We start from the raw sequence: 19,381 nt of genomic DNA on the forward strand, positions 1-19,381 counted from the left end.
GAAACAGTTCAGAGTGGCGGGGTCTGCTCGGTCGGCTTGGTCTTGTTCACGCCGGGCACGTGCAGGTTGCTCTCGGCCACCTGGCTGCCTTCAAGCTGCGGCTGGGTCACCCAGGTGAGGATGTCGTAGTAGCGTCGGATGTTGGCGACGAAGTGCACGGGCTCGCCACCGCGGGCATAGCCGTAGCGGGTCTTGCTGTACCACTGCTTCTGCGACAGGCGCGGCAGCATCTTCTTCACGTCCAGCCACTTGTTGGGGTTCAGGCCTTCGCGCTTGGCCAGCTTGCGGGCATCGTCCAGGTGGCCGCTGCCGACGTTGTAGGCGGCCAGGGCGAACCAGGTGCGGTCCGGCTCCTCGATACTGTCATCGAGCTCGGATTTGACGTACATGAAGTACTTGGCACCGCCGCGGATGCTCTGCACCGGGTCCAGGCGGTTGGACACGCCCATGGCCTGGGCGGTGCGCTGGGTCAGCATCATCAGGCCGCGCACGCCGGTCTTGGAAGTGACCTCGGCCTGCCACATCGACTCCTGATAGCCGATTGCGGCCAGCAGGCGCCAGTCGACCTGTTCCTTCTTGGCCGAGGCCTGGAAGGCCTTCTCGTAGCGCGGCAGGCGTTGCTGCAGGTGCTGGGCAAAGGTATAAGCGCCTACATAACCCAGTACATCGACGTGGCCGTAGTAGCGATCTTTCAGACGCTGCAAGGTGCCATTCTTCTGCACCTTGTCGAGAAATTCGTTGATCTCGTTGAGCAGGCTGTTGTCTTCGCCAGCGGCCACCGCCCAGCGCTGGTCACGGGCGTCGCCGAGGTCGAAAGCCACCCGTACCTTGGGAAAGTAGACCTGGTTCATTGCCAGTTCATTGGAGTCGACCAGGGTCAGGTCGATCTGCCCCTCATCGACCATGCGCAGCAGGTCGACCACCTCAACTGCGTCAGATTCTTCGTATTCGAGCGCCGGATACTGCTTTTTCAGCTCGGCCATCTGCTCGGCGTGGGTGCTGCCCTTGAGCACCATGATCTTCTTGCCGACCAGGTCCTTGGCGTCGGTGGGCCGTGGACGGCCGTTGCGATAGATGATCTGCGGGGTGACTTCCAGATACGGGTGTGAAAAGCGCACCTGCGACTTGCGCTGTTCGCTGCTGACCAGGCCCGCTGCCGCCAGCACCGGGCCGGACGGCTGGCCGAGCTGGTTGAACAGGTCGTCGAGATTGTCGGCGGTCTCGATCTTCAGCTCCACGCCCAGATCGTCGGCGAAACGCTTGACCAGCTCGTACTCGAAGCCGGTTTCGCCGTTGCGGTCCTGGAAGTAGGTGGCCGGGCTGTTGCGGGTAATTACGCGCAGCACGCCGTCTTCCTTGACACGCTCGAGGGTGCTGGGTTTTTCAACACAGGCACCGAGCATCAGGAAGAGTCCGGTTGCGATGAGCCATCTGGCGCACCGCTGGCGCAAAGCGGTTTGGGCGAACATAGGTTGCAGTATACGCAAAGGACCGGCCGCGCCATATCTCGACAACGGTTTGCTTGTCTGCTAGCGATCTTTGCGCTAAAGGCAAAATGCAGGGCAAAACCGGCGGTTTTTTTTGACCCCCGAGTCCGCTTTGCCGGGCCGACATGCGGAGGTGTTGCAATGCTGTGTTTCGGGTGCCGGAAGCGCCGGAATTAGGCTAGAATGCACGGCCTCTAAGCACACCCCCTTCCTGAGGCTGTCCCGACGATGTTGATCCTGCGCGGCGCTCCTGCCCTTTCTGCCTTTCGCCACGGTAAGTTAATCGAGCAACTGAGCCAGAAAGTCCCCGCTGTTAGTGGTTTGTATGCTGAATTCACGCATTTCGCCGAGGTTGACGGCGATCTGAGTGCCGACCAACAGCAAGTGCTCGCGCGCCTGCTCAAGTACGGCCCGAGCGTACCGGTCCAGGAGCCAAGCGGGCGCCTGTTCCTGGTGGTTCCGCGTTTCGGCACCATCTCGCCCTGGTCGAGCAAGGCCAGCGACATCGCTCACAACTGCGGCCTGGAAAACATCCAGCGCCTGGAACGGGGCATTGCCTACTACGTCAGCGGTGAGCTGAGCGACGCCGACGCCGCCATCGTTGCCGACATCCTCCACGACCGCATGACCCAGCTGGTGCTGGCCAAGCTTGAAGAGGCCGCCAGCCTGTTCAGCCACGCCCAGCCCAAGCCGCTGACTGCCGTCGACATTCTCGGCGGTGGCCGCGCCGCGCTGGAGAAAGCCAACGTCGAGCTGGGCCTGGCCCTGGCCGAAGACGAGATCGATTACCTGGTCACCAGCTTCCAGGGCCTCAAGCGCAACCCGCACGACATCGAACTGATGATGTTCGCCCAGGCCAACTCCGAGCACTGCCGCCACAAGATCTTCAACGCCAGTTGGGATATCGATGGTCAGAGCCAGGAAAAAAGCCTGTTCGGCATGATCAAGAACACCTACCAGATGCACAACGAAGGCGTGCTGTCGGCTTACAAGGACAACGCCTCGGTGATCGTCGGTTCCGTGGCCGGGCGTTTTTTCCCGAACCCTGAGACCCGCCAGTACGGCGCGGTGCAGGAGCCGGTGCACATCCTGATGAAGGTCGAGACCCACAACCACCCGACCGCCATCTCGCCGTTCTCCGGCGCCTCCACCGGTTCCGGCGGCGAAATCCGTGACGAAGGCGCTACCGGCCGCGGTGCCAAGCCCAAGGCCGGCCTGACCGGTTTCACCGTTTCCAACCTGCGCATCCCGGGCTTTGAACAGCCATGGGAGCAGGCCTACGGCAAGCCGGACCGCATCGTCACCGCCCTCGACATCATGGTCGAAGGCCCGCTGGGTGGCGCCGCGTTCAACAACGAATTCGGCCGTCCGGCCCTGACTGGCTACTTCCGCACCTTCGAGCAGTCGATCAACACCCCGCACGGTGAAGAAGTACGCGGTTACCACAAGCCGATCATGTTGGCCGGCGGCCTGGGCAACATCCGCGAAGACCACGTGCAAAAGGGCGAGATCACCGTCGGCGCCAAGCTGATCGTGCTCGGCGGCCCGGCCATGCTCATCGGCCTGGGTGGCGGCGCGGCTTCGTCGGTCGATACCGGCGCCAGCTCCGCTGACCTCGATTTCGCCTCGGTGCAGCGCGAGAACCCGGAAATGGAACGCCGCTGCCAGGAGGTCATCGACCGTTGCTGGCAGCTGGGTGACAACAACCCGATCGCCTTCATCCACGACGTCGGCGCCGGCGGTATTTCCAACGCCTTCCCGGAACTGGTCAACGACGGTGGCCGCGGTGGCCGCTTCGAACTGCGCAACGTGCCCAACGACGAGCCGGGCATGGCCCCGCACGAGATCTGGAGCAACGAATCCCAGGAACGCTACGTGCTGGCGGTCAGCGCTGGCGACTTTGAGCGCTTCCAGGCCATCTGCGAGCGCGAGCGTTGCCCGTTCGCGGTGGTCGGCGAGGCCACTGCCGAACCGCACCTGACCGTGACCGACAGCCATTTCGGCAACACCCCGGTCGACATGCCGCTCGACGTGCTGCTGGGCAAGCCGCCGCGCATGCACCGTTCGGTGACCCGCGAAGCGGAGCTGGGCGATGATTTCGACCCAAGCACCCTGGAACTGAACGACTCGGTCGAGCGCGTCCTGCGCCACCCGGCCGTGGCCAGCAAGAGCTTCCTGATCACCATCGGCGACCGCACCATCACCGGCCTGGTTGCCCGCGACCAGATGGTCGGCCCGTGGCAGGTACCGGTGGCCGACTGCGCCGTCACCGCCACCAGCTTCGACGTCTACAGCGGTGAAGCCATGGCCATGGGCGAGCGTACCCCGCTGGCCCTGCTCGACGCCCCGGCGTCCGGGCGCATGGCCATCGGCGAGACCCTGACCAACCTGGCTGCCGCGCACATCGGCAAGCTGTCCGACATCAAGCTGTCGGCCAACTGGATGTCCGCTGCCGGCCACCCGGGTGAAGATGCCCGCCTGTACGACACCGTCAAGGCTGTCGGCATGGAGCTGTGCCCGGAGCTGGGCCTGACCATTCCGGTGGGCAAGGACTCGATGTCGATGAAGACCAAGTGGAGCGAAGAGGGCGTTGACAAGAGCGTCACCTCGCCGATGTCGCTGATCGTCAGCGGCTTCGCCCCGGTGCTCGACGTACGCAAGACCCTGACCCCGCAACTGCGCATGGACAAGGGCGAGACCGACCTGATCCTGATCGACCTGGGCCGCGGCAAGAACCGCATGGGCGCCTCGATCCTGGCCCAGACCCACGGCAAGCTGGCCGCCGTAGCGCCGGACGTCGACGACGCCGAAGACCTCAAGGCCTTCTTCGCCGTGATCCAGGGCCTGAACGCCGACGGCCACCTGCTGGCCTACCACGACCGTTCCGACGGTGGCCTGCTGACTACCGTGCTGGAAATGGCCTTCGCCGGCCACTGCGGCCTGGACCTGGAACTGGACACCCTGACCAGCAAGCGCGAGAAAGTCGCCGCCATCCTCTTCAACGAAGAGCTGGGCGCGGTGATTCAGGTGCGTCAGGACGCCACTCCGGACGTGCTGGCCCAGTTCAGCGCTGCCGGCCTGGGTGAAGACTGCGTCGCGGTGATCGGCCAGCCGATCAACAACGGCGAAGTGCTGATCAAGCTGGCCGGTGAAGAACTGTTCAAGGGCGACCGCCGTCTGCTGCAGCGCCAGTGGGCCGAGACCAGCTACCAGATCCAGCGTCTGCGCGACAACGCCGACTGCGCCGACCAAGAGTTCGACGTGCTGCTGGAAGAAGACAACCCCGGCCTGAGCGTCAAGCTCGGCTTCGACGTCAACCAGGACATCGCCGCGCCGTACATCAAGAAGGGCGTGCGTCCGCAAGTGGCAGTGCTGCGCGAGCAGGGCGTCAACGGCCAGGTCGAAATGGCCGCAGCCTTCGACCGCGCCGGTTTCAACGCCATTGACGTGCACATGAGCGATATCCTCGCGGGTCGCGTCGACCTCAACGACTTCAAGGGCCTGGTGGCCTGTGGCGGTTTCTCCTACGGTGACGTGCTCGGCGCCGGTGAAGGCTGGGCCAAGTCGGCGCTGTTCAACGCCCGTGCCCGTGATGCCTTCCAGGGCTTCTTCGAGCGCAGCGACAGCTTCACCCTGGGCGTGTGCAACGGTTGCCAGATGATGTCCAACCTGCACGAGCTGATTCCGGGCAGCGAGTTCTGGCCGCACTTCGTGCGTAACCGCTCCGAGCAGTTCGAAGCCCGTGTGGCCATGGTCGAAGTGCAGAAGTCGAACTCGATCTTCCTCCAGGGCATGGCCGGTTCGCGCATGCCGATCGCCATCGCCCACGGTGAAGGCCATGCCGAGTTCGCCAGCGAAGAAGCCCTGCTCGAAGCTGACCTGTCCGGTTGCGTGGCCCTGCGCTTCGTCGACAACCACGGCAAGGTCACCGAGAGCTACCCGGCCAACCCGAACGGCTCGCCGCGCGGGATTACCGGCCTGACCAGCCGCGACGGTCGCGTCACCATCATGATGCCGCACCCTGAGCGGGTCTTCCGTGCCGTGCAGAACTCCTGGCGTCCGGATGACTGGAACGAAGACGCGGCGTGGATGCGCATGTTCCGCAACGCCCGGGCGTGGGTGAACTAAGGGGTGTACAAGCTCGCCTTCTTCGTCCCGCCAAGCCACGTGGAGGTGGTCAAGGCCGCTGTGTTCGCCGCCGGTGGCGGGCGCATCGGCAACTACGACTGCTGCGCCTGGCAGGTGTTGGGCCAGGGCCAGTTCCGCCCGCTGGACGGCAGCCAGCCGTTCCTCGGGCAGGCGGGCGTGGTCGAGCAGGTCGAAGAATGGCGGGTTGAGCTGGTGGTGGCCGACGAGCTGATAGGCTCGGTGGTCGCTGCCCTCAAGCTCAGCCACCCTTATGAAACCCCGGCTTATGAGGTCTGGCAGCTAGCGGACTTCTAAGGATCTCATCGCGGGTCAAGTCGGGTCGCCGCACCGCCGCTCCCACAGTGGGAGCGGCGGTGCGACGCCTCGACTTGACCCGCGATGCTTTTCAGCCCTGCAACGCCTGGCTCAAGGCAGCAGCACGCTTGCCCAGCAACAAATGCCAGGTCCCGTCCGCCAGCGGACTCACCCCCTGGCACCCCAGCGCCAACAGGCGCTCGCGCGTCACTTTGCGCGCATCCTTGAGCTCGACCCGCACTCGGGTCAGGGCCACGCAATCGACCTTCACCAAGTTGTCCTTGCCACCCAATGCACTGAGCCAGTCTTCAGCGGCCATGCTTTCGCTCGCCTCGGCTTTCACTTGCGGCTGTTCGACGACATTCGCCAGGGCATGGGGCAGCTGGTTGCGAATCTCGTCGGCAATGGTGTCGGCCAGCGGCCCGACCACCACCTGCAGGCTACCGCCGGAACCCGGACGTACCACGGCCATGGCGCCGAGGGTTTTCAGCACGCCGTCCTGGGCCAGGCCGCGGTCATTGAGCAACAGGCGCAGGCGCGTGGTGCAGGCGTCTACCGAGAGCAGGTTGCCGGCACCGCCGAGAGCATCGATGTAGCGCTTGCCGCGTGGTGCGCTAGCGTCCTGGACTGGAGCTTCTTCGCTGGGCTGGTCTTCGCGGCCCGGGGTTTTCAGGTTGAAGCGGCGGATACAGAAGTCGAAAACGAAGTAGTACACCAGCGCATACAAAAGCCCGACCGGGAACACCATCCAGCCATTGCTCGAGCGGCCCCAGCCCAGGGCCATGTCGATGGCGCCACCGGAGAAGGTAAAGCCCAGACGGATATTGAGCAGATCGCACAGGGCCATGGCCAGTCCGGTGAGCACGGCATGGATCAGGAACAGCAGCGGCGCGAGGAACATGAAGGCGAACTCGATCGGCTCGGTAACGCCGGTCAGCGCCGAGGTCAGGGCCATCGACAGGAGGATGCCGCCAATCAGTTTGCGCCGCCCCGGCAGGGCATGGCGGTACATGGCCAGGCAGGCGGCGGGCAGGCCGAAGATCATCATCGGGAACATCCCGGCGAGGAATTGGCCGGCCCGGGGATCGCCGGCGAAATAGCGGCTGATGTCGCCGGTTACCGTCAGGCCATTGGCACCTTCGAAACTGCCAAAGACGAACCACACCAGATTGTTGAGGATATGGTGCAGGCCGGTGACGATCAGCAGGCGGTTGAACACGCCGAAGAAGAACGCGCCGATGCTGCCGCTGTCGAGCAGCAGTTGGCCGAGGCTGTTGATGCCGTTCTGCAGGGGCGGCCAGATCAGGCCGAACAGCAAGCCCAGGCCCACCGCCGACAAGCCGGTGGCAATCGGAACGAAACGCCGGCCACCGAAGAAGGCCAGGTACTCGGGTAGCTTGATGTCCTTGAAACGGTTGTACAGCGCACCGCCGAGCAGGCCGCACAGAATCCCGGCGAGCATGCCCATGTCGATGTGCGGGTCGATGACCTTGAGGGTCGAGACCAGCACCAGGTAACCAATGGCCCCGGCCAGGCCCGCGGTGCCGTTGTTGTCGCGGGCAAAGCCGACGGCAATGCCGATGGCGAAGATCAGCGCCAGGTTGGCGAAAATCGCGTTGCCGGCATCGTGGATCAGGGCGATGTCCAACAGGTCGGTGTCGCCCAGGCGCAGCAGCAGGCCGGCAATCGGCAGGATGGCGATGGGCAGCATGAGGGCGCGGCCGAGCCGTTGCAGGCCCTGGATGAAGTGCTGGTACATGGTGCGCTCCGGTTATTGTTCTGTGCTGAGTGGGGAGTGGCGGTGGTGTAGCGGGCGTGCGGCGAAATCGCGGCAGGCCTGGCGCACCGCGCGGGCGCTGGACAGGCCCAGCAGCTGCTGGCTGAAGGTGCGGCATTCACTGCTGTCGAGCTGGCGCACGCGCTCCTTGATCTCGCCGACCTGCGGGGCGCTGACCGACAGCTCGCGGACCCCGAGGCCGACCAGCACCGCGGTGGCCAGCGGCTCCGAGGCCAGTGCGCCGCACACCCCGACCCAGCGGCCATGGCGGGCAGCGCCCTGGCAGGTCAGGTCGATCAGGCGCAGCAGCGCCGGGTGCAGGGCGTCGACGCGGGCAGCCAGACCCGCGTGGTCACGGTCCATGGCCAGGGTGTACTGGGACAGGTCGTTGGTACCGATCGAGAAAAAATCGGCGTGTTCGGCCAGGCGCTCGGCGAGCAGGGCGGCGGCCGGAACTTCGATCATCACCCCGAGTTCGGCGCGCTGGTTGATGCCCAGTTCGCTGGCCAGGTGGTCCAGGCGCTGGCGGATATCCAGCAGCTCATCGACCTCGCTGACCATCGGCAGCATGATCCGGCAGCGGCGCTGCGGGCTGACCTGCAGCAGGGCACGCAATTGCAGGTCGAGCAGCTCGGGGCGCACTTGGCCCAGGCGAATGCCGCGCAGGCCGAGTACCGGGTTGGCCTCGTGGGGCAGGGGCAGGTAGTCCAGTTGCTTGTCGCCGCCGACATCGATGGTACGGATGATCACCGGGCGATCGCCCATGGCGTCGACTACCGCCTGGTAGGCGCTGAGTTGCTCTTGTTCATCCGGGGCGGTGTGGCGGTCGACGAAGAGGAATTCGGTGCGCAACAGGCCGACGCCGTCGGCACCCAGGTTCAGGGCCTGGGCAGCTTCGGCCGCCGAGGCGACATTGGCGGCAACTTCGATCACGCGCCCATCACGGGTCTGGGCGCTGCCCTGGGCGGCGGCTTGTTGCTGTTGGCGGCGTTGCTGCTGTTGCTGGCGAAGCTGCGCGACCTCAGCCAGGCGCTCGGCGTCTGGCGCGGTTTCCAGCCGGGCCTGCTCGCCGTCCACCACCAGCACCTGGCCGGCCTGCAGGTTCAACAGCTCCGGGCCCAGGGCAACCAGGCACGGCAGGCCGCGGGCGCGGGCGAGGATGGCAACGTGCGAAGTGGCGCCCCCGGCGACCATGCACAGCCCGGCCACCGCGTGCTTGTCGAGCAGCAGCAGGTCCGAGGGCGTCAGTTCATGGGCGGCGACAATCGCCGAGGGTGGCAACTCGAGTTCGCGGCTTTCGCCGAGCAGGGCGCGTAATACCCGTTGCTGCAAATCCTGCAGGTCGTTGGCGCGCTCGGCCAGCAGCGGCTTGTCGAGGGCTTTGAGGATCGCGCACTGGGCGTCGATGGCCTGGCTCCAGGCGTGGCTGGCGGCAATGCCCTGGTCGATGCGCTGACGTGCAGCGTCGATCAGTGACGGATCGTCGAGCAGTGCCAGGTGCGCTTCGAAAATGGCTGCAGCATCACCTTGTTGCAGCTGTTTCAAGTCGCCTTCAATGGCGGCTTTGACGCTGACCAGTGCGGCGTCCAGGGCCTGGTGCTGCGCAGCGGGCGTATGGCCGCCCGGGTCTGGCGGCAGGCGTATCCCGTCCAGACGCGCCAGCGGACCACAGGCCAGGCCCGTCGATGCGCAGACACCGTTGAGGATGCCGGGCTGCAGGTTGGCGACGGGTGTGGCCTGAGCACTGATGGCAGGGGCGGCATGCTGTTCGCCGACGCTCGCGGTGGTGACTGCTGCCAATAGTGCCTGCAGCGCCTGCGCACTGTCGGCACCGCTGCAAACAATTTCAACTTCATCCTGCTCGCCGACACCCAGGCCCATGATCGCCACCAGGCTGTTGAGCGCGGCGACCTGGCCGTTGAAGTGCAGCTCGGCGCGGCTGCCAAAGCCCTGGGCAGTCTGGCGCAGCAGCGCCGCAGGGCGCGCGTGCAAGCCGCCGTGATGAGCGACTCTGGCGCTGCCGCGCACGGTTTCGCCGCTGCTGGCTGCTTTGCCTGCAGCGATGCTGGCATTGGGGATGACATCCAGCAGCGGCGCACCCAATGCCACCGAGCGAGTGGTGCGCGGCAGCAAGCGGTAGTCACTGCTGTTGCTGAGGATCATCACCGTGATCAGGCTGGTGCAGTGTTGCGCCACCAGGTCGAGGTCAAAGCGGATCAGCGGCTGGCCACGTTCGACCCGTTCGCCGTTGGCCACCAGTGCTTCGAAGCCGCGACCCTGCAGCTGCACGGTATCCAGGCCGATGTGCATGAGGACCTCGGCGCCGTTGTCGGCGCGCAGGGTCAGGGCGTGCAGGGTTTTCGCCAGGTGGATGACGGTGCCGGCGCAAGGCGCCTGCAGGCAGTCGTTGAGCGGGTCGATGGCGATGCCGTTGCCCAGGGTGCCGCCAGCGAACACCGGGTCGGGCACCTGGTCGAGCGGCAATAGCGGGCCTTCGAGGGGGGCATGGAGGGTGATGTTCTTGTTGTTGGGCATGCGCAAGGTCCTCGGTGCCTCAGTGAGTTCGGGTCACTTTGCTCAAGTGACGGGGCTGATCCGGGTCCATGCCACGCGCCTCGGCCAGGCCTGCGGCCATGACATAGAAGCTCATGATCGCCAGCAGCGGATCGAGGCCCGGGTGGGCGGCGCAGCTTAAGGTCAGGTTGCGCTGGGGGATGTCCGCCGGCGCCGCCAGCAGCACCTTGGCGCCACGCTGGCGCATGTCTTCGGCCAACTGCAACAGGCCGGCCTGCTCGACGCCACGAGGCGCCAATACCAGCAACGGGTAATGGGCATCGATCAGCGCCATCGGGCCATGACGCACCTCGGCGCTGCTGAAGGCTTCGGCCTGGATCGCCGAGGTTTCCTTGAACTTGAGCGCCGCTTCCTGGGCGATGGCAAAGCCGGCGCCACGGCCGATGACCATCAGCCGCTGGCAGTCGCGCAGTTGCTCGATGGCCAGGCTCCAGTCTTGTTCGGCGGCTTCACGCAGTTGCCCGGGTAGAGCCAGGCCTGCGTCGAGCAGCGCCGGGTCCTGCTGCCACTGGGCGACCAGGCGGGCGCTGGCGCTGAGGGTGGCGATAAAGCTTTTGGTCGCGGCAACGCTCAGCTCGGGGCCGGCGCACAGCGGCAGGTGGTACTGGCAGGCCTGTTCCAGTGGCGAGTCTTCGGCATTGACCAGCGCCAGGGTGGTGGCGCCGCGTTCGCGCAGGGTGCGCAGGCTGTCGACCAGGTCCGGGCTCTGGCCCGACTGGGAAAAGCCCAGGGCCACCTGGCCGCGCACCTGCAGGGGCGAGTTCTGCAGGGTCACCACCGACATCGGCAGCGAGGCCACCGGCAGGCCCAGCTGCTGCATGGTCAGGTAGGCAAAGTAGCTGGCGGCGTGGTCCGAGCTGCCGCGGGCGACCGTCAGGGCAACCTGCGGCGCGAGGCTGCGCAGTTGTTCGGCGACGCTGGCAATACGCGCGTCGCAGCGCTGCAACTGGGTCTGCACAACGTTGGCCGCGGCCAGGGCCTCGGCAAGCATCTTAGAGCTCAAGGTGTTCTCCTTCGACCATTACGCCGATCAGGTTGAGGTTGCGATCCAGGCTCACGGCGTCGGCCCAGCTACCGGGCTGCAGGCGCCCGCGTTCTTGCAGGCCGAGGTAGTCGGCGGGGAACTGCGACAGGCGCTGGGAGGCTTCGGCCAGGGGCAGGCCGATCTTCACCAGGTTGCGCAGGGCCTGGTCCATGGTCAGGGTGCTGCCGGCCAGGGTGCCGTCAGCCAGGCGCACGCCGCCCAGGCATTTGGTCACGGTGTGGCTGCCAAGCTTGTACTCGCCATCGGGCATGCCCGCGGCGGCAGTGGAATCGGTCACGCAGTACAGGCAAGGAATCGAGCGCAGGGCCACGCGGATGGCGCCGGGGTGCACGTGCAGCAGGTCGGGAATCAGCTCGGCAAAACGCGCATGGGCCAGGGCCGCGCCGACGATGCCCGGCTCGCGGTGGTGCAGCGGGCTCATGGCGTTGTACAGGTGGGTAAAGCTGGTGGCGCCGGCTTCCAGGGCTGCCACGCCTTCTTCGTAGCTGCCCAGGGTATGGCCGATCTGCAGGCGCACGCCGCGCTCGCTCAAGGTGCGGATCAACGGCAGGTGGCCGGCGACTTCCGGGGCGATGGTGATCACCTTGATCGGTGCCAGGGCCAGGTAGGCGTCGACCTCTTCGAGCAGCCCCAGGTGGGCGAAGTTCGGCTGCGCGCCGAGCTTGCCGGGGTTGATGTACGGGCCTTCCAGATGCACGCCGAGGACCCGGGCGCCATCGCTGCGCGGTTGGCGGGCATAGTCGCCGAGCGCGCCGAGCACCTGGGTCAGTTCTTCTTTCGGCGCAGTCATGGTGGTGGCCAGCAACGACGTGGTACCGAAGCGCACATGGGTGCGGGCGATGGTGGCGAACGCCTGCGCGCCTTCCATGATGTCGCTGCCACCGCCGCCGTGCACGTGCAGGTCGATGAAACCGGGCAGCAGGTAGGGTAGATCGTTGCCCTGCGGGTCGCATGGCTGGCCGTCGATGGCGGCGACGCGGCCGTCACGCAGCAACAGGCGTCCGCGTACCCAGCCCGTCGGGGTGAGTATGTTGTGTTCGCTCATGGGGGCTCCGCTAGCGTCGCAGCTCGGCGACAAAGTCGTAGTAGTCGTCGCGACAGTAGGTGTCGGTCAGTTCGATGGGGGTGTTGTCGTCGAGGTAGCCGACCCGGGTCATCAGCAGCATGGCGGTGCCGGGCTCGATGCCGACCCGCGCCGCCAGCTCGGCGCTGGCATTGATCGCGCGAATATGTTGCAGGGCGCGCACCACCGGCTTGCCGATCTGGTCGAGGTACTGGTACAGCGAATCGCCGATAGCCTCGGGGTTGCCCAGCAAGCGCGCGGGCAGGGTGCTGTACTCGACGGCCATGACGATGTCATCGGCCTTGCGCAGGCGCTTGAGGTGCACCACCTGTTCGTTGGGCGACAGGCCCAGGCGCACCAGCTCATCGGCAGACGGCGCATCGACGCTACGCTCCAGCCACTGCGAACTGGGCGTGAAGCCCTTCATACGGAGCATTTCGCTGAAGCTCGACAGCCGCGACAGCGGTTGTTCCAGGCGCGGGGTAATGAAGGTGCCGGAGCCCTGGATACGGCGGATCAGGCCTTGTTCGAGCAGCACTTCCAGGGCCTTGCGTGCAGTCACCCGGGAGATATCCAGGGCTTCGCTGAGGCTGCGCTCCGACGGCAATGCCTGTTCGGCTTTCCATTGCCCGGCGTGGATGGCCTGTTCCAGGTTGCGCGCCAACTGAAGGTACAAGGGAGTGGCCAGGGTGTCGTCGGGGCGCAGGGCGGTCAACGGAGGCATGGCGGTAGCTTCAGGTGGCGAGTGGTATTAAAAATTTAATACCACTTGCATGCCACGTCAATACCACTTGTCAGCCTGTTTCATTTTGCGTCGTCATCAATCGACTCAACCTCAGACTGCTGGCCAGCCAGGGCTTGTTGTGCCGCCTGTTCGATAAAATCGAATACGTGGGCGGGAACCGTGTATTGAAACTGCTTGCGCCTGTGCCTGGACACGACACCGCCATTGGTCAGGCACATCATGACCAGATTCGAAAGCTCGCTGCCGCGCACGTCAAATTGCTCGTCGACGGCTTTGTAAACGCTATCGAAACAGGCCAGGAAGGTCGTTTCTTCGCGCAGTTCCACTTCAAGCGCATGCTTGGCCATTTCCAGGGTGAAGGCCACGCAAGGCGTCGCATCCCAGTAACGGTAGACGGCCGCATCACCACGGAAGTGGAAGTTCAACTGCCCGAAGTCAATCCACTGGACATCCCAAAAATCCCTCACGGGTCGGGAGAAGCTCTGCAGTGCTTGCAGGTATCCTCGCTCGTTCCGTTTCATGGCAACCGACACGGGAAGCAACAGGCCGTTGTCCAGCGCGCCGGCCCGGCACAATGTCTGATGGATCAGGAAGCGGGAAAGCCGACCGTTACCATCCATGAAGGGATGGAGCAGGACAAAGCCGAAGGAGATGATCCCGGCTGCCACCAGTGGATCGGTGCGGGCGGCATCTTCATTGGCAAAGTGCATCAATGATTCCATCAGCTCCCGGCAGAGCTCCGCTGGGGGAGGAACGTAGGTCACACCCGCAGCGCCTTGCAGGGCACCGGCAAGATGGTTCTGTTCATGTCTGAAGGCGCCAGCCATGTCATACGGGTTGCTGATCGTGGCGTTCTGCAAGGCGACCAGATAGTCCTCGGTTAGCGGCTGGCGTTCGTGGGCCTGGCGCAGCAACTGTATGAACTTGCGCGATTTGTCTTCACTGGGCGCTTCCCGTTCGATGGCGAAAGAGTCCTTGGTTTCGTGCAAGTACGCCCAGTTGATGGCGCGGTCCATCATGATGGGCGGCAGCGACTGCATGAACGCCCTGGCGCGTGCTGGAATGTCATAGTCGAGCAGGGCTTTGATGTGCGGCGTACGTTCGACTGTGGCGCAGTAAGCCAGTGAACCGAGGCCATTGAACTCGACCCGCCACCTGGAGCTTCGCTCCCCAGGCTTGGTGATGTAGTGTTCAGGATCGAAAAGGTCCACGAAAGGGCCACGGACCGGAGCTTGCTGCTTCAGCAACTCGCCAGAGAACGCCTCGCGTAAATAGCAGGCCTTACGGATGTATATCCCGTTGGGTGTTGAGCGCAGGGCATCTTCGAATGCTTCGGCGGGGATCTTCGGCAACGCCTGGGCCAATATCGCAAGGTTGATCCCTTCGTGCTTCAGGGCAAACAGCGCATGACCCAGCAAGTCGTTGGCCGCAGGGGCAATGGCGGCGGGTACGGCCAGGGTGGTACCGATTTGCTGGATACGCGTAACCGGCTGAACGACAGCCGGTAGCTGCAGCGGTACTACCGTCAGTTGAAGCTGCTGATGAAGATGGGCGTAGCCAACCGCTTGCATGCCGGAAATCCTGTTTTTCGGTTTCAAAGGCCAGGATTTTCTTCACTGGCCCATGAAAATCTTCAGATTTCTCGAGTATGCCGATTTTTTCTTTAGTTGCCAGGCTCATTTGAGGCCTGAAGGCTTACTGGCATTGTGCGCTGTTCTTTGCGCTCGACCGCCGCACAGGCCAGCAAACCGACCTCAAACAAGATCCACATCGGCACCGCCAGCAGGGTTTGCGAGAACACATCCGGCGGAGTCAGGAGCATGCCGACGACGAAGCAGCCGACGATCACGTAAGGGCGGCTTTTGCGCAGGGTACCGACGTCGGTGACCCCGGCCCAGACGATGATGAAGGTCGCCACCGGGATTTCGAACGCCAGGCCAAAGGCCAGGAACAGGGCAAGAATGAAGTCCAGGTACAGGCCGATGTCGGTCATCATCGCCACGCCATCCGGGGTGACGCTGGCAAAGAAGCCGAACATCATCGGAAAGACCACGAAGAAGGCGAAGGCCATGCCCGAGTAGAACAGCACGATGCTCGACACCAGCAGCGGCAGGGCGATGCGCCGTTCCTGGCGGTACATCGCCGGGGCAATGAAGCTCCAGGCCTGGTGCAGCAGCACCGGCATGGCGACGAACAGCGCCGCCATCAGGGTCAGTTTGAACGGCGCGAGGAACGGCGAGGTGACGCTGGTGGCGATCATGCTCGCGCCTTCGGGCAGGTAGCGGCGCAGCGGTTCCGAGACCTGGGTGTACAGGGTCTGGGCAAACGGCAACAGGCCGAGGAATACCACGGCGATGGCCAGCAGGCAGCGCACCAGGCGCCTGCGCAGTTCGCGCAGGTGAGCGGTGAGCGGCATGGCGCAGTCTTGGCTTGCTGTGTTCATCAGGGGTTTCCACTGGTTGGACTGTGGTCCGGCTGCAGGCTGACGCCGCGGCGCAGGTCCTGTTCAAGGCGCTGCAAGGGCAGGGCATCGAGTTCCTGGCTCAGGGCCTGGGTGTCCAGTTCGCGCTCGACCTGGGCCTTGATCGAGGCCATGGCACGCTTGGCCTGCCCCATGCCGCGGCCCAGGGTGCGCGCCGCCGCCGGCAGGCGCTCGGGGCCGAGCACCAGCAGGGCGACGATGGCCACCAGCAGCAGTTCGGTAAAGCCGACTTCGAACATCAGCGCTGGTGTTCCGCTTGCTGCACGCTGTCGGCCTGCAGCGGCGCCTGGGGTTTGACCGGGCTTACGGCCTCGTCCGCGGCCGGGCCGTTGCCCATGGATTTGCGAAAGCCCTGGATCGCCTCGCCGACGTCTGCACCCAGGCCCTTGAGGCGCTTGGTGCCGAACAGCATGAACACGATCACCAACACGATAAGCAACTGCCAGATCCCGATACCACCCATGAAAAACGCTCCAAGCTCATGAAAAAGAAGGCCTTATCCTGCCTGCGCTTTGTGACGCAAAAGTGACGTGCAGCTGTATTTGCCATGTACCTGCAACATCCGTTGTGTTGACTGACGGCTCATTGGCTAGGGATGTGCAGTTCATGGGTGCGAAGCGGCAACAAGGAGCGGCGCTGTTGATGGTGCTGGTGGTGCTGGCGATGCTCGCAGGCGGCCTGACCTGGCTGGTGCAGGACGGTCGCCAGCAGATCGACAGCGTGCGCCTGGTGCAGCAACGGGTGCAGGCCAGGGCCATGGAAACCGCCGGCCTGGCGTTTGCCGAGCAGGCCCTGAAAGACCCGGCCTGGCGCGCCAGCCCGCTGTTCTGGCAGGCGCTGCGCGGGCAGCCGCTGTCTTATGCCTTTGCCGGCGGCTCGGCGGCCTTGCGCATCCGCGACTTGCACAGCTGTTTCAACGTCAACGCGCTGATTGGCGAAGAGAGCGAACGGGCCGCACGGCAATTGCGCTACCTGCTGGGCGATGACATGGCCGCGCAACGTTTGACCGATGCCCTGGCCGACTGGATCGACAGCGACGGCCAGGCCCGACTCAGCGGCGCCGACAGCGACCAGTACCTGCGCCAGTCACCTGCGCGCCTGGCGGCCAACCAGATGATGGTCGACATGAGTGAGCTGAACCTGCTGTTTGAGCCCGATGCCAGCCGCCAGCAACGCTATCCACAGTTGTGCGCGCTGCCGCAGACCAGCGGCTGGCGGCTGAACGCCAATGCCTTGAGCCTGGAGCAGTTGCCATTGCTTGAAGCGCTGTACGAAGGGGAGGTGTCACGTTCGCTGCTGACCCGGATCATCACCGGCCGGCCTGCTGGCGGCTATCACGATGCGGGTGCGTTGCGCCAGGCACTGGGGGCGATGGACGACGCAACATTCGCACGGTTGAGCGAAGGCTTGCTGCTCAACAGCGGTGACTTTGCCTTGCAGTTGGAATTCGAACAGGACGGGCAGAAGATGCGCAGCGAGTTTCAACTGCGCGCACGCGGGATCGTGCAGTGGCACGCGCTGGTGCCGGTCCAGCAGGTGCAGGTGATCAGCCGCTCGCCGCAACCCTGGTAAGGGCTGCGCCGAGCGAGGCTTGGGTTACACGCCGATTTCACCGCCATCGGCACGCTGGATCACCACGGTCGAGGCCCGTGGCCGCACCTTGGTGCCGGCCGGGGTAACGGTGGTGGCAACATCCGTGGACGGCCAGTTGTCCGGGTGCTGGATGTTGACGAAGATCGACTTGTTGTCGGGGGTGAAGGCAATGCCGGTGACTTCGCAGCCGTTGGGGCCGACGAAGAAGCGGCGCAGGTCGACCTGGTTCTTGGCGTTGACCGGCACCTGCTTGCCTGCGGCATCGACCAGGTCGGTGGGGATCACCGCCAGCATCTGGTCGTTGGTGTAGTCGGTCAGGGTTTTTTCACCGTTGTCGGTCTGGAACCAGAGAATGCCGCGGCTATCGAAGCTCATGCCGTCGGGGCTGGCGAACTGGTTGAGTTCGGTCAGGCCCGAGCGGTTGATGTCGGCAGTGCCGGCGGCGTTGGCGCCAAACACGAAGATATCCCAGCTGAAGCTCAACTGATCGTCGCTGTCGTGCCAGCGGATGATATGGCCGTGGCGGTTCGGCCCGCGCGGGTTGGCGGCATCGACCTTGGCCGCGGTGCGTGCGCTGTTGTTGGTCAGGGTCAGGTACACGTCGCCATTGAGCGGGTTGACCGTGGTCCATTCCGGGCGGTCCATCGGCGTCGCGCCGAGGGCGTCGGCAGCGCCGCGGGTGTTGAGGATGATCCCCGGCAGGTCGCCGTAGATCGAGCCCAGGGTCTTGCCGCTGCTGGTCGGGGTGTTGACGTCGAGCAGCAGCCACACGCCCGAGCCGTCGGCATTGAAGCGGGCGACGTACAGCTTGCCCTGGTCCATGTACTTGTTGCCGGTGGCCAGGCGGTCGGCCGGGTTGGCATCGGCGGCTTCCCACAGCGCGCTGGAGACGAATTTGTACAGGTACTCGTTGTTGGAGTCGTCGCCCATGTACCAGACCAGCGGCTTGCCCACCACCGGCAGCCCCGGGCAGCAGCCCTCGTGGCGGAAGCGCCCGAGCGCGGTGCGTTTTACCGCAAGGGTATTGGCCGTGTACGGGTCGATCTCGACGATGTAGCCGTAGGTGCTGGCTTCGTTACGGAAGTCCTCGGTGGCGTTGGCGCCGCTCGGGGTGACGTTGAAGCGGCTGAATTCACCGTCCACTTCGCTTGGGTCACCGGCGACGCTTTCCCACTTGTAGTTACCGGCCTTGGTGCCGACGCCAATGCGCTTCTGGTCGGCCGGCAGGGTGGCGCTGGTGTTGACGAAAATCCCCGGCCAGTTCTCTTCGCAGGTCAGGTAGGTGCCCCACGGGGTGTAGCCGTTGCCGCAGTTGTTGTTGGTGCCGCGGGCCTGGGTGCCGTTTTTCGAGAAGCGCGTCTTGACGTGCTCGCTGCCGCGCAGGGGGCCTGCGATGTTCATCACCGTGGCGGTGGTGAAGCGGCGGTTGAGCGGGTCGTTGTCGACCACCTGCCAGCGGCCGCTGACTTTCTTCAGGCGGATCACCCCGGCGCCATGGGCGTTGATTTCCTTGCGCACTTCCTCGACCGGGCGTTTGCCGCTGCTGTCGCTGGTCGGGCCGTTGGGGTGCAGGGCGTCGGCGTCGATGTATTCGTGGTTGATCGCCAGCAAACCGTCTTCGGAGCTGCCGTTGATGGGGAAGAAGTGCATGCCGTCATGGTGCATGCCCACCGAGTTGGCCTGGTCGGCGGCGGTGTTGCTACCGTCGGCTTTCCATGGGTTGGCGCTGCTGTTCAGCGGCGTGCCCCAGGGCGCCAGGACGTAAGCAGTGTAGCCGGCGGCGACCACGCAGGCGTCGGTGCGCGAGCCTGGGATTGAAGTGAAGCCGAGCTTCAGTTTCGGCGGGGTTGGCGGCTCGACTACAGGTTCATCGTCATCCGAGTCGCTGCTGTCGAAGCAGCCCGTCAGGCCAGTCCCGGCAATCATCGCGATCGCGGCGCCCAGGCCGCCGCGTACCACGCTGCGGCGGCTCAGGTAAGACTCCAGAACGCTGTCCATGGGCAGGTTGCCACTCTGGTTGCGGTTCAGGTTGTCGCCGGTGTCTCGACTCATCAGTTCAGTTCCTTTTGTTCAATGATGCGGCGTGAAAGAAACCGGGACTTTAGTGAGCAAGTGTGATGATTGATTGGCAGTTTTGTTAAAAGGCGTTGAAGGAAATAAATCGTTACCACC

The 19,381-nt window shown here is 64.7% G+C and carries 14 protein-coding genes; 3 read left to right on the forward strand and 11 right to left on the reverse strand.

Annotated features, from left to right (window positions below; all coding sequences use genetic code 11):
* Nucleotides 1-8: 8 nt before the first annotated feature.
* The gene (gene mltF, locus LOY54_RS05295; protein WP_045196482.1) at nt 9-1,469 is read right to left on the reverse strand and encodes a membrane-bound lytic murein transglycosylase MltF; all 1,461 of its coding nucleotides are present in this window, start codon (nt 1,467-1,469) and stop codon (nt 9-11) included.
* A gap of 246 nt (nt 1,470-1,715) precedes the next feature.
* Here mltF and purL point away from each other — a divergent pair, with 246 nt between their 5' ends.
* Together purL and LOY54_RS05305 are read left to right on the forward strand one after the other, a co-directional pair.
* Nucleotides 1,716-5,615, forward strand: a complete 3,900-nt coding sequence (gene purL, locus LOY54_RS05300; protein ID WP_093386975.1) for a phosphoribosylformylglycinamidine synthase — start codon at nt 1,716-1,718, stop codon at nt 5,613-5,615.
* A gap of 3 nt (nt 5,616-5,618) precedes the next feature.
* Nucleotides 5,619-5,930 carry a YqfO family protein gene (locus LOY54_RS05305; protein ID WP_093386966.1) on the forward strand — a complete coding sequence of 104 codons (312 nt, stop codon included), beginning with the start codon at nt 5,619-5,621 and terminating at the stop codon, nt 5,928-5,930.
* A gap of 91 nt (nt 5,931-6,021) precedes the next feature.
* Here the strand turns inward: LOY54_RS05305 and nagE are convergent, their stop codons facing one another.
* The 9 genes from nagE to tatA all read right to left on the reverse strand — a co-directional run bounded on the left by nagE (nt 6,022) and on the right by tatA (nt 16,079).
* Nucleotides 6,022-7,689 carry an N-acetylglucosamine-specific PTS transporter subunit IIBC gene (nagE, locus tag LOY54_RS05310; RefSeq protein ID WP_258609641.1) on the reverse strand — a complete coding sequence of 556 codons (1,668 nt, stop codon included), beginning with the start codon at nt 7,687-7,689 and terminating at the stop codon, nt 6,022-6,024.
* Between the two features lie 12 nt (nt 7,690-7,701).
* On the reverse strand, nt 7,702-10,242 hold the full coding sequence (gene ptsP / locus LOY54_RS05315; RefSeq protein ID WP_258609643.1) for a phosphoenolpyruvate--protein phosphotransferase: 2,541 nt from the start codon (nt 10,240-10,242) through the stop codon (nt 7,702-7,704).
* Between the two features lie 19 nt (nt 10,243-10,261).
* Complete coding sequence (locus LOY54_RS05320) at nt 10,262-11,284, reverse strand: SIS domain-containing protein (protein WP_258609645.1); 1,023 nt, start codon at nt 11,282-11,284, stop codon at nt 10,262-10,264.
* On the reverse strand, nt 11,274-12,371 hold the full coding sequence (gene nagA, locus LOY54_RS05325) for an N-acetylglucosamine-6-phosphate deacetylase (RefSeq protein WP_258609649.1): 1,098 nt from the start codon (nt 12,369-12,371) through the stop codon (nt 11,274-11,276). The genes LOY54_RS05320 and nagA overlap by 11 nt, the downstream gene beginning before the upstream one ends.
* Nucleotides 12,372-12,381: 10 nt before the next feature.
* Nucleotides 12,382-13,113, reverse strand: coding sequence for a GntR family transcriptional regulator (locus tag LOY54_RS05330; protein ID WP_123565693.1), 732 nt, complete (start codon nt 13,111-13,113; stop codon nt 12,382-12,384).
* An 80-nt stretch (nt 13,114-13,193) separates the two neighbouring features.
* Nucleotides 13,194-14,705, reverse strand: coding sequence for a Fic family protein (locus tag LOY54_RS05335; RefSeq protein ID WP_258609658.1), 1,512 nt, complete (start codon nt 14,703-14,705; stop codon nt 13,194-13,196).
* A 92-nt stretch (nt 14,706-14,797) separates the two neighbouring features.
* Complete coding sequence (gene tatC / locus LOY54_RS05340) at nt 14,798-15,577, reverse strand: twin-arginine translocase subunit TatC (RefSeq protein ID WP_045196498.1); 780 nt, start codon at nt 15,575-15,577, stop codon at nt 14,798-14,800.
* Nucleotides 15,577-15,855 (reverse strand): Sec-independent protein translocase protein TatB, encoded by a 279-nt coding sequence (gene tatB / locus LOY54_RS05345; protein WP_258609662.1) that lies wholly within the window; start codon nt 15,853-15,855, stop codon nt 15,577-15,579. Before tatB ends, tatC begins: the two co-directional genes overlap by 1 nt.
* Nucleotides 15,855-16,079, reverse strand: coding sequence for a twin-arginine translocase TatA/TatE family subunit (tatA, locus tag LOY54_RS05350; RefSeq protein ID WP_258609663.1), 225 nt, complete (start codon nt 16,077-16,079; stop codon nt 15,855-15,857). Before tatA ends, tatB begins: the two co-directional genes overlap by 1 nt.
* Before the next feature lie 143 nt (nt 16,080-16,222).
* Here tatA and gspK point away from each other — a divergent pair, with 143 nt between their 5' ends.
* Nucleotides 16,223-17,188 carry a type II secretion system minor pseudopilin GspK gene (gene gspK, locus LOY54_RS05355; RefSeq protein WP_258609665.1) on the forward strand — a complete coding sequence of 322 codons (966 nt, stop codon included), beginning with the start codon at nt 16,223-16,225 and terminating at the stop codon, nt 17,186-17,188.
* 24 nt (nt 17,189-17,212) lie between these two features.
* On the opposite strand, the gene LOY54_RS05360 is transcribed toward gspK, so the two are convergent.
* Complete coding sequence (locus tag LOY54_RS05360) at nt 17,213-19,261, reverse strand: PhoX family phosphatase (protein WP_258609667.1); 2,049 nt, start codon at nt 19,259-19,261, stop codon at nt 17,213-17,215.
* Nucleotides 19,262-19,381: the final 120 nt, after the last annotated feature.

The organism is Pseudomonas sp. B21-032 (genome assembly GCF_024748965.1).
Lineage (GTDB): Bacteria > Pseudomonadota > Gammaproteobacteria > Pseudomonadales > Pseudomonadaceae > Aquipseudomonas.